Annotated in this window: 17 protein-coding genes and 1 pseudogene; 5 read left to right on the top strand and 13 right to left on the bottom strand. The window is 73.7% G+C overall.

Annotated features, from left to right (window positions below):
* Nucleotide 1 precedes the first annotated feature (1 nt).
* Together ACFXDJ_RS28100 and ACFXDJ_RS28095 are read right to left on the bottom strand one after the other, a co-directional pair.
* Entirely contained in the window at nt 2–799 is a 798-nt protein-coding gene (locus ACFXDJ_RS28100; protein ID WP_384659954.1) for an SGNH/GDSL hydrolase family protein, read from the bottom strand.
* Nucleotides 786–1,355, bottom strand: a complete 570-nt coding sequence (locus ACFXDJ_RS28095; RefSeq protein ID WP_384659957.1) for a PadR family transcriptional regulator — start codon at nt 1,353–1,355, stop codon at nt 786–788. The genes ACFXDJ_RS28100 and ACFXDJ_RS28095 overlap by 14 nt, the downstream gene beginning before the upstream one ends.
* Before the next feature lie 107 nt (nt 1,356–1,462).
* On the opposite strand from ACFXDJ_RS28095, the gene ACFXDJ_RS28090 reads away from it, so the two are divergent.
* A complete protein-coding gene (locus ACFXDJ_RS28090; protein ID WP_384850736.1) occupies nt 1,463–1,888 on the top strand; it encodes a nuclear transport factor 2 family protein in 426 nt (141 codons plus the stop codon).
* Here the strand turns inward: ACFXDJ_RS28090 and ACFXDJ_RS28085 are convergent.
* Complete coding sequence (locus tag ACFXDJ_RS28085) at nt 1,885–3,870, bottom strand: DUF5107 domain-containing protein (RefSeq protein ID WP_384659963.1); 1,986 nt, start codon at nt 3,868–3,870, stop codon at nt 1,885–1,887. The two genes, ACFXDJ_RS28090 and ACFXDJ_RS28085, sit on opposite strands and share 4 nt — an antisense overlap.
* A 112-nt stretch (nt 3,871–3,982) precedes the next feature.
* Here ACFXDJ_RS28085 and ACFXDJ_RS28080 point away from each other — a divergent pair, with 112 nt between their 5' ends.
* A complete protein-coding gene (locus tag ACFXDJ_RS28080) occupies nt 3,983–4,537 on the top strand; it encodes a DinB family protein (protein ID WP_384850733.1) in 555 nt (184 codons plus the stop codon).
* Between the two features lie 89 nt (nt 4,538–4,626).
* On the opposite strand, the gene ACFXDJ_RS28075 is transcribed toward ACFXDJ_RS28080, so the two are convergent.
* Together ACFXDJ_RS28075 and ACFXDJ_RS28070 are read right to left on the bottom strand one after the other, a co-directional pair.
* On the bottom strand, nt 4,627–5,526 hold the full coding sequence (locus ACFXDJ_RS28075) for an arginase family protein (protein WP_384850730.1): 900 nt from the start codon (nt 5,524–5,526) through the stop codon (nt 4,627–4,629).
* Between the two features lie 4 nt (nt 5,527–5,530).
* A complete protein-coding gene (locus tag ACFXDJ_RS28070) occupies nt 5,531–6,127 on the bottom strand; it encodes a GNAT family N-acetyltransferase (RefSeq protein WP_384850727.1) in 597 nt (198 codons plus the stop codon).
* Between ACFXDJ_RS28070 and ACFXDJ_RS28065 the strand changes: the two genes are divergently transcribed.
* Complete coding sequence (locus ACFXDJ_RS28065) at nt 6,114–6,860, top strand: hypothetical protein (protein WP_384850724.1); 747 nt, start codon at nt 6,114–6,116, stop codon at nt 6,858–6,860. The two genes, ACFXDJ_RS28070 and ACFXDJ_RS28065, sit on opposite strands and share 14 nt — an antisense overlap.
* Before the next feature lie 6 nt (nt 6,861–6,866).
* Here the strand turns inward: ACFXDJ_RS28065 and ACFXDJ_RS28060 are convergent, their stop codons facing one another.
* From ACFXDJ_RS28060 to ACFXDJ_RS28045, 4 genes are all read right to left on the bottom strand, one after another.
* Nucleotides 6,867–8,870, bottom strand: a complete 2,004-nt coding sequence (locus ACFXDJ_RS28060; RefSeq protein WP_384850721.1) for a prolyl oligopeptidase family serine peptidase — start codon at nt 8,868–8,870, stop codon at nt 6,867–6,869.
* Nucleotides 8,867–10,231 carry a M20/M25/M40 family metallo-hydrolase gene (locus ACFXDJ_RS28055; RefSeq protein ID WP_384653216.1) on the bottom strand — a complete coding sequence of 455 codons (1,365 nt, stop codon included), beginning with the start codon at nt 10,229–10,231 and terminating at the stop codon, nt 8,867–8,869. Before ACFXDJ_RS28055 ends, ACFXDJ_RS28060 begins: the two co-directional genes overlap by 4 nt.
* A complete protein-coding gene (locus ACFXDJ_RS28050; protein ID WP_384653218.1) occupies nt 10,224–11,057 on the bottom strand; it encodes a M55 family metallopeptidase in 834 nt (277 codons plus the stop codon). Before ACFXDJ_RS28050 ends, ACFXDJ_RS28055 begins: the two co-directional genes overlap by 8 nt.
* 170 nt (nt 11,058–11,227) lie before the next feature.
* The gene (locus ACFXDJ_RS28045; protein ID WP_384653220.1) at nt 11,228–11,671 is read right to left on the bottom strand and encodes an SRPBCC family protein; all 444 of its coding nucleotides are present in this window, start codon (nt 11,669–11,671) and stop codon (nt 11,228–11,230) included.
* A gap of 241 nt (nt 11,672–11,912) precedes the next feature.
* On the opposite strand from ACFXDJ_RS28045, the gene ACFXDJ_RS28040 reads away from it, so the two are divergent.
* Complete coding sequence (locus ACFXDJ_RS28040; RefSeq protein WP_384850718.1) at nt 11,913–13,490, top strand: alpha/beta hydrolase; 1,578 nt, start codon at nt 11,913–11,915, stop codon at nt 13,488–13,490.
* A 78-nt stretch (nt 13,491–13,568) separates the two neighbouring features.
* A pseudogene (locus ACFXDJ_RS28035) lies at nt 13,569–13,979 on the top strand (RidA family protein); the annotation flags it as partial.
* A gap of 107 nt (nt 13,980–14,086) precedes the next feature.
* Here ACFXDJ_RS28035 and ACFXDJ_RS28030 read toward each other — a convergent pair.
* The 4 genes from ACFXDJ_RS28030 to ACFXDJ_RS28015 all read right to left on the bottom strand — a co-directional run bounded on the left by ACFXDJ_RS28030 (nt 14,087) and on the right by ACFXDJ_RS28015 (nt 16,050).
* Nucleotides 14,087–14,209 (bottom strand): hypothetical protein, encoded by a 123-nt coding sequence (locus ACFXDJ_RS28030; RefSeq protein ID WP_384850715.1) that lies wholly within the window; start codon nt 14,207–14,209, stop codon nt 14,087–14,089.
* A gap of 32 nt (nt 14,210–14,241) precedes the next feature.
* Nucleotides 14,242–14,706 (bottom strand): hypothetical protein, encoded by a 465-nt coding sequence (locus ACFXDJ_RS28025; RefSeq protein ID WP_384653224.1) that lies wholly within the window; start codon nt 14,704–14,706, stop codon nt 14,242–14,244.
* Between the two features lie 92 nt (nt 14,707–14,798).
* Complete coding sequence (locus tag ACFXDJ_RS28020) at nt 14,799–15,392, bottom strand: TetR/AcrR family transcriptional regulator (RefSeq protein WP_384653225.1); 594 nt, start codon at nt 15,390–15,392, stop codon at nt 14,799–14,801.
* 4 nt (nt 15,393–15,396) lie between these two features.
* Nucleotides 15,397–16,050 carry a HEAT repeat domain-containing protein gene (locus ACFXDJ_RS28015; RefSeq protein WP_384850712.1) on the bottom strand — a complete coding sequence of 218 codons (654 nt, stop codon included), beginning with the start codon at nt 16,048–16,050 and terminating at the stop codon, nt 15,397–15,399.
* Nucleotides 16,051–16,179 lie beyond the last annotated feature (129 nt).

Raw genomic sequence — 16,179 nt, 5'->3', positions numbered from 1 at the left:
TTCAGGACGCGAGCCGTACGGGGAGCAGCTCGGGCCGCTTGGCCGTACGCCCGTCCCCCGAGGAGCGCCCGCGCAACCGCCGGCCGATCCAGGGCCCGGCGAACCCGACGGCCCACCGCAGCTCCCCGGCCGCGCCCCGCAGGCCCGCCGGGGCGGCCGGCGCCGGGCCGGGCAACGGGCGGGTCCAGGAGTCGTCACTGCCGGGCAGTTCCAGGGCGTGCGCGACGCCGGCGGCGATCATCGCGTGCCCGAGCGGCGAGGCGTGCAGCCGGTCCGCGCTCCACATCCGGGGGTCGGTGCACGCCTCGTGCGGAGCGAAGTCGGCGACGGCCACCCCGTGCCGCTCCGCCGCCCGCCGTATCCGCTCGTTGAGGGCGTCCACGCGCGGGGCCGCGCCCTTGGCGAGCGGGACGAGCTTCGCGATGTCGGGGAAGGTGACGGTGGCGACGCGGGCGCCCTGCGCGGTGAGCGCGGCGAACATCGCCTCCAGGTGCCCGGCGACCTCGTCGGCGTCGAACCGGGGCCGCAGCACGTCGTTGACCCCGGCGACGACGGTGGCCAGGTCGGGACGGAGCGCGAGGGCGGGCGCGAGCTGCCCCGCGCGGACCCCCGCCGCGAGCCGGCCGCGTACGGCCAGGTTGGCGTACCGGACATCGGGGGCGTGCGCCGCGATCAGCTCGGCGAGCCGGTCCGCGCACCCGCGCAGCCCCGTGCGGTCGTCGCCGTCGCCGACGCCTTCGGTCTGGCTGTCGCCCAGTGCCACGTACCGCAGGGGGTGACCGCGCTCATCGCTCGGCACGGGGTGCCCGCCTCTCGCTCAGGATGGTGGTGGTGCGCTCGTACCAGGCGCGGTTGGCCCGCTCGAATTCGAGGCCGCGCAGGCAGGTGAGGTAGGGGCCGATCCGCTCGCCGTGGCGCAGGAACTCCTCCTCGGCGCGCTCGCCCCGCATCTTGCGCAGCAGGGCGTCGAACATCTCGATCTTGGCGTCGGCGAAGGCGATCCGCTCCGCGAGCTGCGCGATCAGCGAGTCGGTGTCGACGTAGCCGGCGGCCTGGATCTTCACGAGCAGGTCGTCGCGGATGAAGGAGGGCTTGGTGGCGGTGGCCGCAAAGCGTTCCAGTTCGGCCATTCCCACGGAAGTGACCTGGAAGAGGCGCTTGTTGGGGCGGCTCTCCTGGATGACCTCCCGGCCGGCGATGAGCCCTTCCTGTTCCAGCTTGGCCAGCTCGGCGTAGACCTGCTGGGGCAGGGCCTGCCAGAAGTTGGCCACGCCCATGCCGAAGGACTTGGCCAGCTGGTAGCCGCTCAGCTCCTCGTCGAGCAGGGCCGCCAGCACGGCGTGACGCAGGGCCAACGGTCCGCCTCCTCATGTCCGTCGTCCGCCGATGTCTGTTCACCGGGGCGCGACTCATGATAGTCAAGAAACTGACTAATCACATCGTTGACTATCCAGGAGAGTTCATGAGCACCGTGGACCGATTCCGCGCCGCCGTCGACCACCGCGATCTCACCGCCCTGGAGGCACTGTTCACCGAGGACGCCCGGCTCTACAGCCCCGTGAAGTTCACGCCCTTCGAGGGCAGGGCGATGGTGATGGCCCTCTTCGGCGTCCTCCTGCGCACCTTCGAGGACTTCCGCTACGTCGGCCGGTTCGAGGGCAGCGTGGAAGCGGCCGGCGCCGGCGCCGCCGAGGGTCCGGCCGCGGTCCTGGTCTTCCGGGCCACCGTGAACGGCAAGGAGATCAACGGCATCGACATGCTGCACTTCGACACCGACGGCGAGGGGCTGATCAAGGAGATCACCGTGATGGTCCGCCCGCAGTCGGCGGTCCAGGCCCTCGGCGAGGCGGTGCTCGCGGGCCTGGTCGCCGACGGACTGGTGTCCTAGACCCTGTCGTCCCGGTGTCCCGGCGGGCGCATCCGGAAGTTGTACGGGCGCGGCAGCGGGCGGTCCGTGAGCGTGGACCAGACCTCCGAGAGGATCTCGTCGCCCTCGCGGAGGTCGGGGAGTTCGAACCCCTCCTCGAAGACCCGCCGGGCCGCGCCCACATGGCCTTCGGCCGCCAGCAGCCGGGCCGCCGCGAGTCGGAAGCGGCCCTCGTCGCGCAGGGCGGGCCGGAGCCGGTCCCACACCGCGCGGGCCTGCGGCAGCAGCCCCGCCGCCAGCAGGGCGGCGAGGGCCTCCCGGCCCAGCGCCGATTCGGCGGCCAGCCAGCCGTCGCCGCCCCGGCTCTCCTGGGCCAGGTCCTCGAAGGCCTCGGCGTACCAGCGGGCCGCCCGCGCCGGGTCCCCGGCCAGGCCGTCGGCGACCGCCAGGCACCTCAGCAGCGGCCACCGCGAGGGGGCCAGCGCCAGCCCGCGCTCCCAGCTGCGCACCGCCTGGGCGATGTCCCCGGCGTGCCACTGCGCGACCCCGAGGTGGTACTCGGTCAGCGGGTCCGCCCGCGCCGTTTCCAGCATGTCCCGCCAGTGCGGGGCGACCAGGCTCGGGCCGGGCGGCGCCACCCGGCGCGGCGCGGGGAACACCCCGCTGCGCCAGAGCTCCAGCCACGGCGCCTGTTCCTCGCCGAGCGTGTCCTCGGGGAAGGGGGTGCCGGGCAGCTTGTGGCCTCCGCACCGCACCTCCAGCGCGCCCCAGCCGGAGCCGGCAGCCAGCCGCTCGCCCGGCTCGGTGTCGGCGCACCCGCGCCACGCCTCGTAGGCCGCGTCCACGGCCGCCCCGGGGAGCGCGGAATCCAGCGCCGCCCCGGCCGCGCCCCGCGCCGCCGCCCAGTCGTCCCCGTGGACGGCGGCCGGGTCCGCGGACAGGGCCCCGTAGGCCTCCAGCCAGCTGAACTCCGCCCCGGCCTCCAGCCGTACGTGCTCCAGCTGGGTCCGGGCCAGCCCGGCCTGGATCTCCGCGTACCCGGCCGTGCCCGGCTCGGTAAGCCACTCCTGCCAGCGCCGGCCGCCCTCGCCCGCGCCCCAGACGAAGAGCTTGCGGCCGCGCAGCCGGTCCGTGGAGGTCTGCACGAGGCCCCGCCCGTCCGCGTCGAGGGAGGCGATCCAGGGCCTGGCCCCGCTCTGGACCTCGTAGAAGAAGTCGGCGGGGTACTCGCTGCGCAGCGGGTACGTGCGGTCCGCGCCCTCCCACTCCGGTACGGGGATCTTCCGCAGGGACCGCTCGTACCCGAAGTGCCAGGCCTCGTCGGCCGGCGCCAGGACGCGCGTGTCCGGGCCCTCGGGCACGGCGATGTTGGACCACCAGTAGACGGGCGCGGGCCGCTCGTGCGGATTGCGCACGCGGACCCCGACGTAGAGGAACTCGGAGTCCTCGGGCAGCCACAGGTCCACCTGGAACGGCAGGTCGCGCAGCCGCTCCCACTCCCACAGCCGCACCATCACGCCCCCGTCGGGCGCCGGGACCAGGGCCGCGTGCAGCGGGGCGCAGGAGAGGGTGGTGTGGCCGGTGGCGCCGATGTTCCACTCGATGCCGCCGGAGAACCAGGCGCCGTTGAGGGCGAAGTTGGCGGGCTGGAACACCGGGTTGCGGTAGAGCAGTTCGCGTCCGGTCGGGAGGTGCACGAGCGAGTGGATCCGGCCACCGAGTCCGGGCAGGACGGTGACGCGCAGATGCGCGTTCTCGATGACGATCGTTTCGATGTCCCGCTCCGCGCGCCGCCGTTGGTAGCCGTCCAGGATCCGGACGGGCAGCAGCGAGCGCAGCGGCTCGTACCCGATCTGGCGTGCCATGTCGCGCGGCAGGCTCTGGCGCTCACGATCGTCGAGTACGTGTACGTCGTCGAGGGCGCGGAGGGCGGGCAGCGGGTTCTCGGGACCCAACGGTGCGGCGGGGAGGGTGAGTACGGAGCGGCTGACGGTGGTGGCCATGGGGAAATGGAACACGCCACGGCCGCCGGTGCACAGGGATTCGGCGGATCACCACCGGTCAGGATTACGCAAAACCCTTCGCCGCACGGGCCGGTGATCGACCATGGGTGTCATGAGCGAGCGCAGCAGACGAGCCGAATTCTTCGGCGGAGCCGAGGCCGAGAGCCGGTTCCTGGGACGGCCCACGACGGGTGACGAGCGGCGGATGCTCGCCGCGATGCTGGGGGCGCAGCGCGCGACCCTGGAGAACAAGTGTGCCGGTCTCGGCGAGGAGTTGGCCACTCGGTCGGTGGAGCCTTCCAGCCTGTCGCTGCTGGGGCTGGTACGCCACCTCGCGGACGTGGAGCGCCGCTGGTTCCGGCGGGTGCTGGCCGGAGCGGAGGCTCCGCCCCTGTTCTCCTCGGCAGAGGATCCCGACGGGGACTTCGACGGGGCGGTGGCAAAGCCCGCAGTGGTCGAACAGGCGTGGGAGGCCTGGCGCGAGGAGGTGGCTTTCGCCGAGCGGTTCACGGCACGCGCCCCCGACCTGGAGGTGTCCGGGAAGGACGGGTGGCTGGGCGAGGTCTCGTTGCGCTGGGTGCTGATCCACATGATCGAGGAGTACGCGCGGCACAACGGCCACGCGGACCTGCTGCGCGAGCGCATCGACGGCGCGATCGGCGTCTGACGCGCGGGCACCGGGACCCGCGGGCCCAGGCCCGGGAGCCCCGGGCCCCGGCCCGGCCGGGCCCGGCCGGGCCGCCACGGGACCGCCGGTCAGGCGAACGCCCCCGCCACCAGGTCCGCGAGCAGCGCTCCGGCGCGTCCGTCCGGGTCCAGGTCCGGGTCGTAGACGGTGACGTCGAGGCCCACGCAGCGCGGGGAGCTGATCAACACCCCGAGCAGCTCGGCGAGTTCGTCCGGGATCAGCCCGCCGGGGTCCGGGCTGTCGACGGCCGGCATCACCGACGGGTCCAGTACGTCGGCGTCCAGGTGGATCCAGAACCCGGCCGTTGCCGGGGGCTGCAGCCCGGTCAGTGCCGTCCGCGCCACCGGTCCGGCGCCGCGGTCGCGGATCGCCCCGACCGTGGCGGCGAAGATCCCGGCGGCGCGCAGCTCGGCGAGGTCGGGGTCCCCGTCGCGCAGCCCGAAGAGCCGTACGTCCTCGTCGCGGACGTACGGCGCGAGGCCCTCCAGGTTCGCCAGGTCCGCCTGGCCGCGCCCGGTGGCGAGCGCCAGCTCCTCGCCGCCGGCCGCGCCGACGGGCCCGTTGACGGCCTCGTTGCCGGGGTGGCGGAAGTCGGCGGAGCCGTCGATCGCGGCGATCCCGTACCGCCCTAGGCGGCGCATGGCGAGCGAGGCGCCCAGCTGGATGGAGCAGTCGCCGCCGAGGACCACGGGGAACTCCCCGGCCCGCAGGTGGCCCTCGATCCGGTCGGCGAGGGTGACGGTGTACTCGGCGAGGGGCCCGGCGTGGAACACCCCGTCCCCCTCCTTCCAGTCCCCCCGGTCGTAGCGCGGCGGGACGACCACCCCGCCCTCGCGCGCGCCGAGCCGGGCCAGCAGCCCCTGTTCGCGCAGGGCCCCGGCCAGTTTGCAGACGCCGGGTACGGTGCCCGGCGCGGGAGGCCGGAGTCCGAGGTTGGACGGTGCGTCGAGGAGCACGAGGGTTCGCATGGACTCATCCTGTGCGATGCGGGGCCGGGGGACGAGGCATTTCGGCCGTGATCGCCCAGCGTTCGTGGTCCCGCCAGGCGCCGTCGACGTGGAGGAAGTCCGGGGAGAGCCCTTCCAGCCGGAATCCCCGGCCGCGCACGAGGGCGATGGAGGCGGTGTTCCCCGGCTGGATGTTGGCCTCCACCCGGTGCAGGCCGAGGCCGTCCGCCGCGAAGGCGTGGCCGAGGAGCAGGTCGAGGGCCTCGCCGAGCAGCCCTCGGCCCGCCGCGTGCGCGAAGGCCCCGTAGCCCACGGCCCCGCACTGGAGGGCGCCCCGGACGATGTTGTTGACGTTGGCGAAGCCGGCGATGGCGCCCGTCTCCCGCTCGCAGACGAGGAACCCGGCCCTGCCCGCGCCCCCGATCAGCGGAGCCGCGTAGGGCTCGTACTCCTCGATCGTGGCGGGCGGGGACAGCCAGGGGTGGTGGAGCCGCCGGCTCTCGCGGACCCGGGCGGTGAACTCCGGCCCGTCCGCGAGCCGGAAGGGGCGCAACCCCACGCGGGGGCCCGTGACGAGGTAGGGGAAATCGACCACGCCCACAGGGTAGGTGTATGACACCATCGCCTTCGTGATCGACGAGGAGAACGACGGCATCCGCCTGCTGGCAGCGCGCAACAACGCGGAGTGGTGCGATGCCGTGTGCCGCGCGCACGGACTGGAGGGCTCGCTCGGCGAGGACGTCTGGACCAGTGCGCGGCGGACCCCGCCCTACTACCCCGACGCGGTGACCCTGACCCGCGGCACCGACGGGGCCGCTCTGATCGACGCGATCGACACCGACTCCCCCGGCGCCTCGGTCAAGGACAGCTTCGCCGCGCTCGACCTGGCCCCGGCCGGCTTCGAGGTCCTCTTCGACGCCCAGTGGATCCACCGCCCGGCCACGGCCCCCGCCCCGGACGCCGCCCCCGCCCCCTCGCTCGACTGGTCCCGGGTCGGTTCGGCCGACGAGCTGGAGGCCTGGGAGGCCGCCTGGGACGGGGAAGGGAGCACCGGCCTGTTCCGCCCGGCGCTCCTCACCGCCGACATCGCCTTCTTCGCCGGCCGGGACCCCGACGGGCGGATCCTCGCCGGAGCCGTCGCCAACCGCACCGGCGAAGTCGTGGGCATCTCCAACGTCTTCACCGCCGACGGGACCCCGGACGACGCCGCCTGGAGCGGTGGCCTCGCCTCGATCGCCGGGCTGTGGCCGGGCCACGAGGTCGTCGGCTACGAGTCCGGCGACGACCTCGACCCGGCCCGCCGCCACGGCTTCACCACGATCGGCCCGCTCCGGGTCTGGCTGCACACCGCCTGAGCCGTCTCACGGCTCCAGCACGAGCAACGGAACGTCCGTCCGTTCGAGCCCGAACACCTGGCTGTACAGGGACAGTTCCGACTCCAGTGCCCGGATCATCGAGTCCGCGCGCCGCAATCCGTGCCCCTCGCCCGCGAAGGTGACGTACGCGTGCGGCACCGCCCGCCCGTGCATCGCGGCGAGCAGCCGTTCCGCCTGCGCGGGCGGGCAGACCGGGTCGTCCAGGCCCTGGAGGAGGACGAACGGCGCGGTGATCCGGTCGGCCAGGGCCACCGGGGAGCGTTCGCGGCTGCGCAGCGCCAGGGTCTGCGGCGGGCCGGCGAGGCCTTCGACGTAGCGGGACTCCAGGTCGTGGGTCTCCTCGGCGAAGCCGACCAGGTCCAGTACGGGGTAGATGATCGCCGCGCACGCGTAGAGGTCGGTGGAGGCCAGCGAGGCCGCCGCCGTCCAGCCGCCCGCGCTGCCGCCCCGGATGGCGAGCCGCGCGGGGTCGGCGGTGCCCTCGGCCCCCAGCGACCGCGCCACCGCCGCGCAGTCCGCCACGTCGACCACGCCCCACTGCTCGCGCAGCCGCTCCCGGTAGGCGCGTCCGTAGCCGGTGGAGCCGCCGTAGTTGACCTCGACCACGCCGATGCCGCGCGAGGTGAAGTAGGCGATGTTCAGGTCGAGTACGGGCGGCACGTGGTCGGTGGGGCCGCCGTGCGCCCACACCACGTACGGGGGCAGTTCCCGGTCCCGGGCCCGCAGCACGGGATGGTGCGGCGGGTAGACGTGGGCGTGGATCTGCCGGCCGCCGCGGCCGTGGAAGGTCCGGCTCTGCGGCTCCGGGTAGTACGCCGGGTCCACCGGATCCGCCCTCCCGCCGCCCACCACCCGGGCGTGCCCGGTGGCGGTGTCCAGCTCCACCACCTCGTACGCGCTGCGCGGACTGGCCGCGACCCCGTAGACCCGGTTTCCGGCGACGGCGAGCGTGGGCTGCCAGGCCGTCCACGGACCGGCCGCGTCGACCAGGTCGCCGCTCTCCGGGTCGAGCACGCCCAGTACCGAGGAGCCCTGTCCGTGCAGCACGGCGACGAGCCCCCCGGGCAGCGCGGCGATCCAGCGCAGTCCGGGCTTCCAGAGCGGCCCGCCGAACTCCTCTTCCCGGGGGCACAGGTTGACGGCCCCGCCCGTCGCGGGGTCCACCCGGTACGGGTTCCACCAGCCGCCCCGGTCGCTCACCGCGAGGAGGGTCCCGTCACAGGCCCACTCGATCTGCGCGACGGCCTCCTCGGGTCCGCCGAGTACGGTACGGGGCTGCGCGAGCCGACCGTCCGGGGTGACCTCGGCGAGCCTCAGCTCGGTGCCGTCCCACGGCATCCGGGGGTGGTCCCACACCAGCCAGGCCGCCTGCCGCCCGTCCGGGGAGATCCGGGGGCCGGTGGTGAACCGGTGCCGGTCGTCGGTGAGCTCCCGCACCCGGGAGCGGTCCTCGGCGGCCGTTCCGTCCAGCGGTACGGCGGCCAGCACCCGGCGCACGTCGCCCGGTCCGTGACCGGTGAACTCCTCCAGCACGCACCAGACTTCGCCGCCGCGCAGCACGGGGTCGGCCCAGCGCAGCCCGCCGCCGACCGCCGAGACGGGGGTCAGCGGGCGCGGTGCGGGGCCGCCGGGCGCGTCGGGCTCGTAGGCGTAGAGCCGCTGGTCGGCGAAGTGCGCGAACACCACCAGCGGTCCGCCGGACGGGCGTTCGGTACCCGCCCAGGGCCGGCCGCCGTACTCGGTGACCCGGCTGCGCACGTTCCAGGGCGCGGGCAGCACCGAGACGGGGTGGCCGCCGTTCACGGACCGCCGGACCAGCGCGCGGCGGCCGCCCTCGGCCGGCCGGGGCTCGGTCCACCACACCTCGGGGCCGACCGTGCCGACGTACTCGGGCCGCCCGTCGAGGGAGGCGGCGAGCGCGGCGTCGATGGGCGAGGGCCAGCTGCCGTAGGGAGCGGTCCGGAGCCCGTCGCCGCGTGGGGCCGTCATAGGGTGCGCAGGGCGTGGTCGAGGACGCGCACGCCGAAGTGCAGGGCCTCGACGGGGACCCGCTCGTCGACGCCGTGGAAGAGGGACCAGTAGTCGAAGCCGGGCGGCAGCTTCAGCGGGGAGAAGCCGTAGCCGGTGATGCCGAGGCGGGAGAACTGCTTGGCGTCGGTGCCGCCCGCCATGCAGAAGGGGACCACGTGCCCTTCGGGGTCGAACCTCTCGACGGACTCGCGCAGGATCGCGTAGGTCCGCCCGTCCACGGGGGCTTCGAGGGCCACCTCCCGGTGGTGGAACTCCCAGCGCACGTCGGGCCCGGTGAGTTCGTCGAGGACGGCGATGAACTCCTCCTCGCCGCCGGGCAGCATCCGGCCGTCCACGAACGCGGTGGCGGTGCCGGGAATGACGTTGAGCTTGTAACCGGCGCTGAGCATGGTGGGGTTGGCGCTGTTGCGGATGGTCGCCTCGACGAGGGCCGAGGCCGGTCCGAGCTCGCGCAGGACGGTGTCGAGATCGAAGCCGGGGTCGCGCGGATCCACCGACATCCCCTGGAGGGCGGCCAGTTCGGTGATGCAGGCGACGACCGTGCCGGTGAGGCGGACCGGCCAGCGGTACTCGCCGATCCGGGCCACGGCGGCGGCGAGCCGGCTGACGGCATTGGCCCGGTTGGGCTTGGAGCCGTGTCCGGCGGTGCCGGTGGCCGTCAACTTCAGCCAGGCGGTACCGCGTTCACCGGCGGCGATCGGGTAGAGGGGGGCCCGTCCGGGGCCGGGGTGCACGGTGAAGGCGCCCGACTCCCCGATGCCCTCGGTACAGCCTTCGAAGAGTTCCCGGTGACGGTCGGCGAGGAAACCGGATCCGTCGGCCGCGCTGTCCTCCTCGTCGGCGGTGTAGGCGATCACGATGTCCCGCCGGGGTGTGACCCCGGCCCGCGCCCAGGCCCGTACGACGGCCAGCACCATCGCGTCCATGTTCTTCATGTCGACCGCGCCCCGGCCCCAGACCACCCCGTCGCGGACCTCCCCGGAGAAGGGGTCCACGCGCCAGTCGGCGGCCTCGGCGGGGACCACGTCGAGGTGGCCGTGGACCAGGAGGGCGGGGGCCGAGCGGTCGGCCCCCTCGATCCGGGCCACCACGTTCGTGCGGCCCGGGGTGCGCTCCAGCAGCACAGGCTCTGTTCCGGCGGCCGCCAGCCGCTCGGCGACGTACTCGGCGGCCGGCCGTTCCCGGCAGTCGCCGCCGCCCCGGTTCGTGGTGTCGATCCGGATCAGGCCGGAGGTGAACTCCACGGCCTCGTCGAGCGCGGTCCGGTCCACCGGGGAGTCCAGGACCGAGCCGGGGACGGGATCGGACATGTCAGCCATACTGCTCCTCCACCGCTGCCGAGACGATCGTCGTGACCGCCTTGAAGGTCCGGATCCCCTCATACATGGTCGCGCTGGTGTACGCGACTTTGCGCATCCCCGACCGTGCGACGCCGGGCACCACCGTGGCGGCCATCGCCAGGTGCTCCGCGTCGAACTCCACCTCCACCGTGAAGGGCCCGCCGCGCACCGGTTCGTGACGGACCGCCAGGGCGGCCGCCGCCTTGGCGGCGGCCCTGATGTCGGCGGCGGTCCGGGCGGGGGTGCGGCAGACGGCCGCGTAGCGCGAGACGTGGTCCTTGACCGCGACGGTCACCGCGTCCGGGGCGTAGCCCGCGGCGTCCACGCAGGTCAGGTCGTCTCCCGTGACGAGCACCACGGGGACCCCGTACTCGGCGACGACGTGTGCGTTGAGCACTCCCTCGCTGGCCCGGATCCCGTTCAGCCAGACCCCGGTGATGGAGTTCGCGAGGTAGGTGTGGGCGAGCACCCCTTCGGCTCCGGCTCCGGTGTGGTAGCCGACGAAGGCGATGCCGTCGACGTCCCCGTGCTGGACGCCCTCGACCATGGAGAGGGACTTGTGGCGGCCGGTGAGCATCTCGACGCGCGCGTCGAGCCGCTCCAGCAGCAGGTTGCGCATGGTCCAGTGGGCCTCGTTGACGAGGACCTGCTCGGCCCCGGCGTCGTAGAAGCCGAGCACGGCGGCGTTCACGTCGGAGGTGAACATCGTCCGGCAGCGTTCCCACTGCGGCGTCCCGGGCAGCACGTCGGCGGGCCAGGTGACGCCGGTGGCGCCTTCCATGTCGGCGGAGATGAGGATCTTCATCGGGCCCCCGGGCGGTCGGTAGCGCTCAGACCCCCACCCTAGCCGCCCGGCCCCCACGCGACCCCGGGGCCACGCCCGTGGGCGCGCCGGACCGCGCGGCCGCGGGCCGGCGCGTCCGGTTCACTCGATCCGGTGAGGCCGCGTCCCGGCCTCACCGGCAACGGCGGTGCTCAGCCCTGGACTTCGGCGGCCAGGTTGGTGAGGAGGGTGTCGTAGATGCGGGCCAGGCCCTTGGGCGCGAAGGTGCGCTCGAAGAAGCCGCCGATGCCGCCGGCGCCGTTCCACACGGTGGTGACCACGGCCCTGGACTGCCCCTCGCCGGCCGGGGTGACCGTCCAGGTGGTGACCATGGAGGAGTTCCGGTCCTTCTCCACGAGCTGGCCGTCGGTGGGCTCGCTGACCTCCAGCAGGCAGTCGCGCACCCGCTTGCTGGTGGCCTGGAGCTTCCAGTGGACGAGGGTGCCCTCGCCGTCGCCGCCCTCGCGCACCTCGTACTCGCTGAAGTGCTCGGGCAGCAGCTTCCCCCGGGTACCGGTGTAGTCGGCCAGCGCGTCGAACACGGTCTCCGCGTCCGCCGTGATGATGCGCTCCGTGGTGGCCTCGACCTGCGCCATGGCTGCTCCTCCAACAGTGGTGATCTCTCGTCGCGGCAAGCCAACCACCTCCGGGGCGGGCGCCCAAATCCGGGCCCGTCGGGAAGGCGGATGCCGGCCGCTCCGAGCCCGCGCACGGGCGCCCGTACGACCGTACGACCGACTGAAGGGTCATCACATCGGGCCAATCGGGCTCCCAATCCCCCCTTCCGGGCACGGGTTCCGGGACGATTCCGCCCAGAACCCTCGGCTGGGAGGCCCCATGACCCCCGTGAACCGTCCGCCCCTCAAGAAGCGCGCCGCCGTCCTGCTGGCGGTCACCACCGTCGCCGCCGCCCTCGCGAGCCCGGTGACGGCCGCCGCCCCGGCCGCGCCCGCGCCCGCGCCGCCGCCCCTCCAGTGGTCCAGCTGTGCGACGTCCCGCTACCCGACGCTCCAGTGCGCCTCCCTCAAGGTCCCCCTCGACCACGACCGGCCCGACGGCCGGCAGATCTCCCTCGCCCTGACCCGGGTCCCCCACACGGCCGCCCGCTCCCAGGGCCCGCTGCTGGTCAACCCGGGCGGCCCCGGCGGCAGCGGCCGCACCCTGGCCGGGTACATCGCCTCCGCGCTGCCCAAGGACGTCGCCGGCCAGTACGACGTGATCGGCTTCGACCCCCGGGGCGTCGGCAAGAGCGAGCCCGTCCTGGACTGCGGCGCCGGCCACTTCACCCCCGTGCGGCCCGACTCCGTACCCCTGGACGAGGAGACCGAGCGCGCCAACCTGGAGCGGGTGAAGTCCTTCGCCGAGTCCTGCCAGACCAAGCACGCGGACGTGCTCCCGTACATCGGCACGGTCTCGGCGGCCCGGGACCTGGAGGTGCTGCGGGGCGCCCTGCGCGCCGACAAGCTCAGCTACTTCGGCTACTCCTACGGGACCTACCTGGGCGCGGTGTACGCCAAGCTGCACCCCGACCGCATCCACCGCCTCGTCCTGGACTCGGTCGTCGACCCGGCCGGGGTCTGGTACGAGGACAACCTCGCCCAGGACCAGGCCTTCGACGCCCGCCACAAGTCCTTCCTGGCGTGGGTGGCCCGGTACGACTCCACCTACCACCTGGGCACCGACCCGTCCGAGGTCGAGGCCCGCTGGTACGCGATGCGCTCCGCGCTGCGCACGGCCCCGGCGGGCGCCAAGGTGGGTGCGGCCGAGCTGGAGGACACCTTCATGCCGGGCGGCTACTACAACGGCTACTGGCCGCACCTCGCCGCGGCGTTCTCCTCGTACTCCGTGGACAACGACCCGAAGCCGCTGGTGGCGGCGTACGAGCGGTTCGGCGCGGTGGAGCCCTCGGCGGGCAACAGCTACAGCGTGTACACGGCCGTGCAGTGCCGGGACTCGGCGTGGCCCAAGGACTGGAACAAGTGGCGGGCCGACATGTGGCGCACGCACGCCAAGGCGCCCTTCATGACCTGGAACAACGCCTGGTACAACGCCCCCTGTGCGTTCTGGCCGACCGAGCCGCTGCAGGCCCCGGACGTCGCCAACACCGCCCTCCCGCAGGCGCTCCTCTTCCAGGCGACGGAGGACGCGGCCACCCCCTACGAGGGCGCGGTGAGCATGCGGCGCAAGCTCGCAGGCTCCGCGCTGGTGGTCGAGCAGGGCGGCGGCAACCACGGCATCGCGCTCAGCGGCAACAAGTGCCTGGACGAGAAGCTGGCTTCGTACCTGCTGACGGGCAGGGCCGCGGACGCCGTCTGCCCCGCCCAGCCGGCCCCCAAGCCGCTCCCCGCGACCCGCGCGGTCCCGCCGTCGGCGGGCGGCGCGGCGCTGCACGGCCTGCTGGGCTTCCGGGGCTAGGCCGGCCGGGTCCTGGCCGTCCGGGTCTTGGCGGTCCGGGTCTTGGCGGTCCGGGGCGGAGCGGGCAAGATCGCCCCCATGACCACTTCACAGGACGGCCACCTCACCCGCATCGCCGCGCCGGAGGGCGTCGCCCCGGGCACCGGGTACAACCACGTCGTCTGGGGCACCGGGCGGTTCGTCGCCGTGTCCGGGCAGTGCGCCTTCGACGAGAAGGGCGAGCTGGTCGGCGAGGGCGACGCCGACGCCCAGGCCCGGCAGGTGTTCGAGAACCTGCGCCGGTGCCTGGCGGCGGCCGGGGCGACCTTCGAGGACGTGGTGAAGGTGACGTACTTCGTCACGGACGTCGCCCACCTCCCCGCGGTGCGCGCGGCCCGTGACGAGGTGTTCGCCCCGGACCGCCTCCCGGCCTCCTCGGCGGTCCAGGTGTCGGCACTGTTCCGGCCCGAACTGCTGGTGGAGGTCGAGGCCTTCGCGATCGTCCCGGAGCGGACGGGGGCCGGGGCCGGCACCGGGTCCGAGTCCCGGACCGAATCCGGATTCGGGACCGGCTTCGGGACGGGGTTCGGCAACGGCTTCAAGACCGGGTTCGCCGGCTAGGGGCCCGGGCCGCCCGGCCGATCGGTGCGCGCGGCGACGTCCACCCCCGGCAGCGGCAGATCCTGCCCCAGCCGGAACAGCACGACGGCGCACAGCGTCACCGGCAGCCTCTGCCGCAAGCGCGGAACCCGCAATGCGCGCACGAACCCGGTCACCGCGATCCCGGCCCCTCCGCTCGACGCCTCACCGGGTTGCCACCGCCCTTGGCGGCCCGCACGCGCACCCGTACCGCCACGCAGGCGGCGGACAGGGCCAGGAAGACCACCCAGGCGAACACCCCGTTGGTCAGTTGCCATACCCCGCGGGTGATCCCCAGAACCACCACCAGCCCGCCGAAGAACCAGGAAGAGTCCTGCATGGGCGCGCCCTGGAACTGGTGGTATTCGTGCCACACGCGCCCCTGCGGGGTCCGCAGGGAGTTGAGCTCCCGCCCGACGAAGTAGTTGACCACCGCGCCCACCAGGAACGCCGCGACCCCCAACGCCCCGAACGCGAACCCCTTCAGGTTCTCCTCGCCCACCAGCCGTCTCACGCCGACCACCAGGAAGAGCGGCAGGAAGAGGCACAGGATCACGCTGAGGAAGCCCCACCCTCGGGTTTTCATGACCGTACTCATGCCGACTCCTCTGAAGTGGACGCGGCCAAGTGTGGCTCACGCGACCTCAGTTATGGAAGGCATTTCTAGAACTTCCCTCTAGATAAACAGAGCTACTCCGGCTGCAGCGAGCGCCAGATCCGGTCCGGCAGCAGCCGCGCGGCCTCCGCGAGGTCGAAGTCGTACGTACTGGAGAGCCAGCGGCGGGCCGCCTCCGCGACGGGACCCATCACGAGTACCTCGATCACCGACGCCGGCATCGGGGCTACCTCACCCCTCTCCATCCGGGTCCGCAGCCACTCGTTCATCGGCGCCGTCATGACCTCCTTGGCCGCGCGGATCTCCTCGGCGTGCAAGGCCAGCGAACCGGAATAGGCGGAGGCGTGCAGGAAGAGAGCCGACTCGCGCTGTTCCCGGGTGAAGCCGAGGTAGGCCTGGACGATCGCGCGGACACCGGTGCGGGCGGTGCGGCTGCGCAGCAGGGCCTCGTTCATCTCACCGAACAACTTGCCCATGCACTGGGTGTACAGCGCGGCGGCGAGGCCGTCGAAGCTGCCGAAGTGGTGGTAGAGACTGCCGAGGCTGACCTTGCCGGCCGTTGTGACGGCGCTGACGGTGAAGCCCCGCTCGCCGGACTCGGCGTACACGCGCAGCGCCGTGGCCAGGATCAGATCGACGGTTGCCTCGCCACGCTGCTGCTTCACCATCGGGTCAGGGTAGAGGAGATTGCGACTGGAGAACCGAGTCCTGGCCGGGCTCCAGCCCCCGCAGGGCCGCGGTCGCCGCCACCGCCAGCCGCGGGTGCGACTGGGCCCGTACGAGGACTTCGCGGGCGCGCCGGTCCGCCAGCGCGCCCAGCCCCTCCACGCAGGCCAGCGCCACCCGCCAGTACGGGTCGTTCGGCGCGAGCAGCCGCGACAGGGTACGGATGAGCGCCGGGGCGGATTCGGGGGCGCGCAGCGCCGCCAGCAGCCGGACCGGGTGCAGGGCGTAGGCCGTCCGCAGTTCGTTGGTCGCCAGGGCCGCCGCCGCGCGGGCGGTGCGCGGGTCCCCGAGGACGGCCAGCGCCTGCGCGGCGGCCTCGCAGCGCGGCGGGTCCCGGTGGTTGAGCAGCAGGACCAGCGCTTCGAAGGCCCGCCGGTCACCGGCCAAGCCCAGCCGGTACGCGGCCAGTTCCCGGGCCCACAGCGGCCGGCCGGCCTCGGACAGGGAGGCCGCCAGCTCGTCGGGGCCGGCGGCGGCCAGCGCCACGTATTCAGCGGACCCGGCTTCAGCGGACCCGGCTTCAGCGGACCCGGTCTCCGCGGACCCGGTCTCCGCGGCCCCGGCCGACTCCGCCCGCAGGCGCTCCAACACGTCGTTCACCCGGCCACCCTAGAGCGGACGCGACGGCCGCCGCGACGGGTTCCCCGACACCCGGTTGATCGATGATCGATGATCGGTACATTTGAGCGGTACAGGTCACATCTGCGCACTCTGGCGGACCAGTTGCCG

This window comes from Streptomyces sp. NPDC059443 (genome assembly GCF_042750105.1).
In the GTDB taxonomy this organism is placed as follows: Bacteria; Actinomycetota; Actinomycetes; order Streptomycetales; family Streptomycetaceae; genus Streptomyces.
This window is presented reverse-complemented; position numbering and strand designations above follow the sequence as displayed.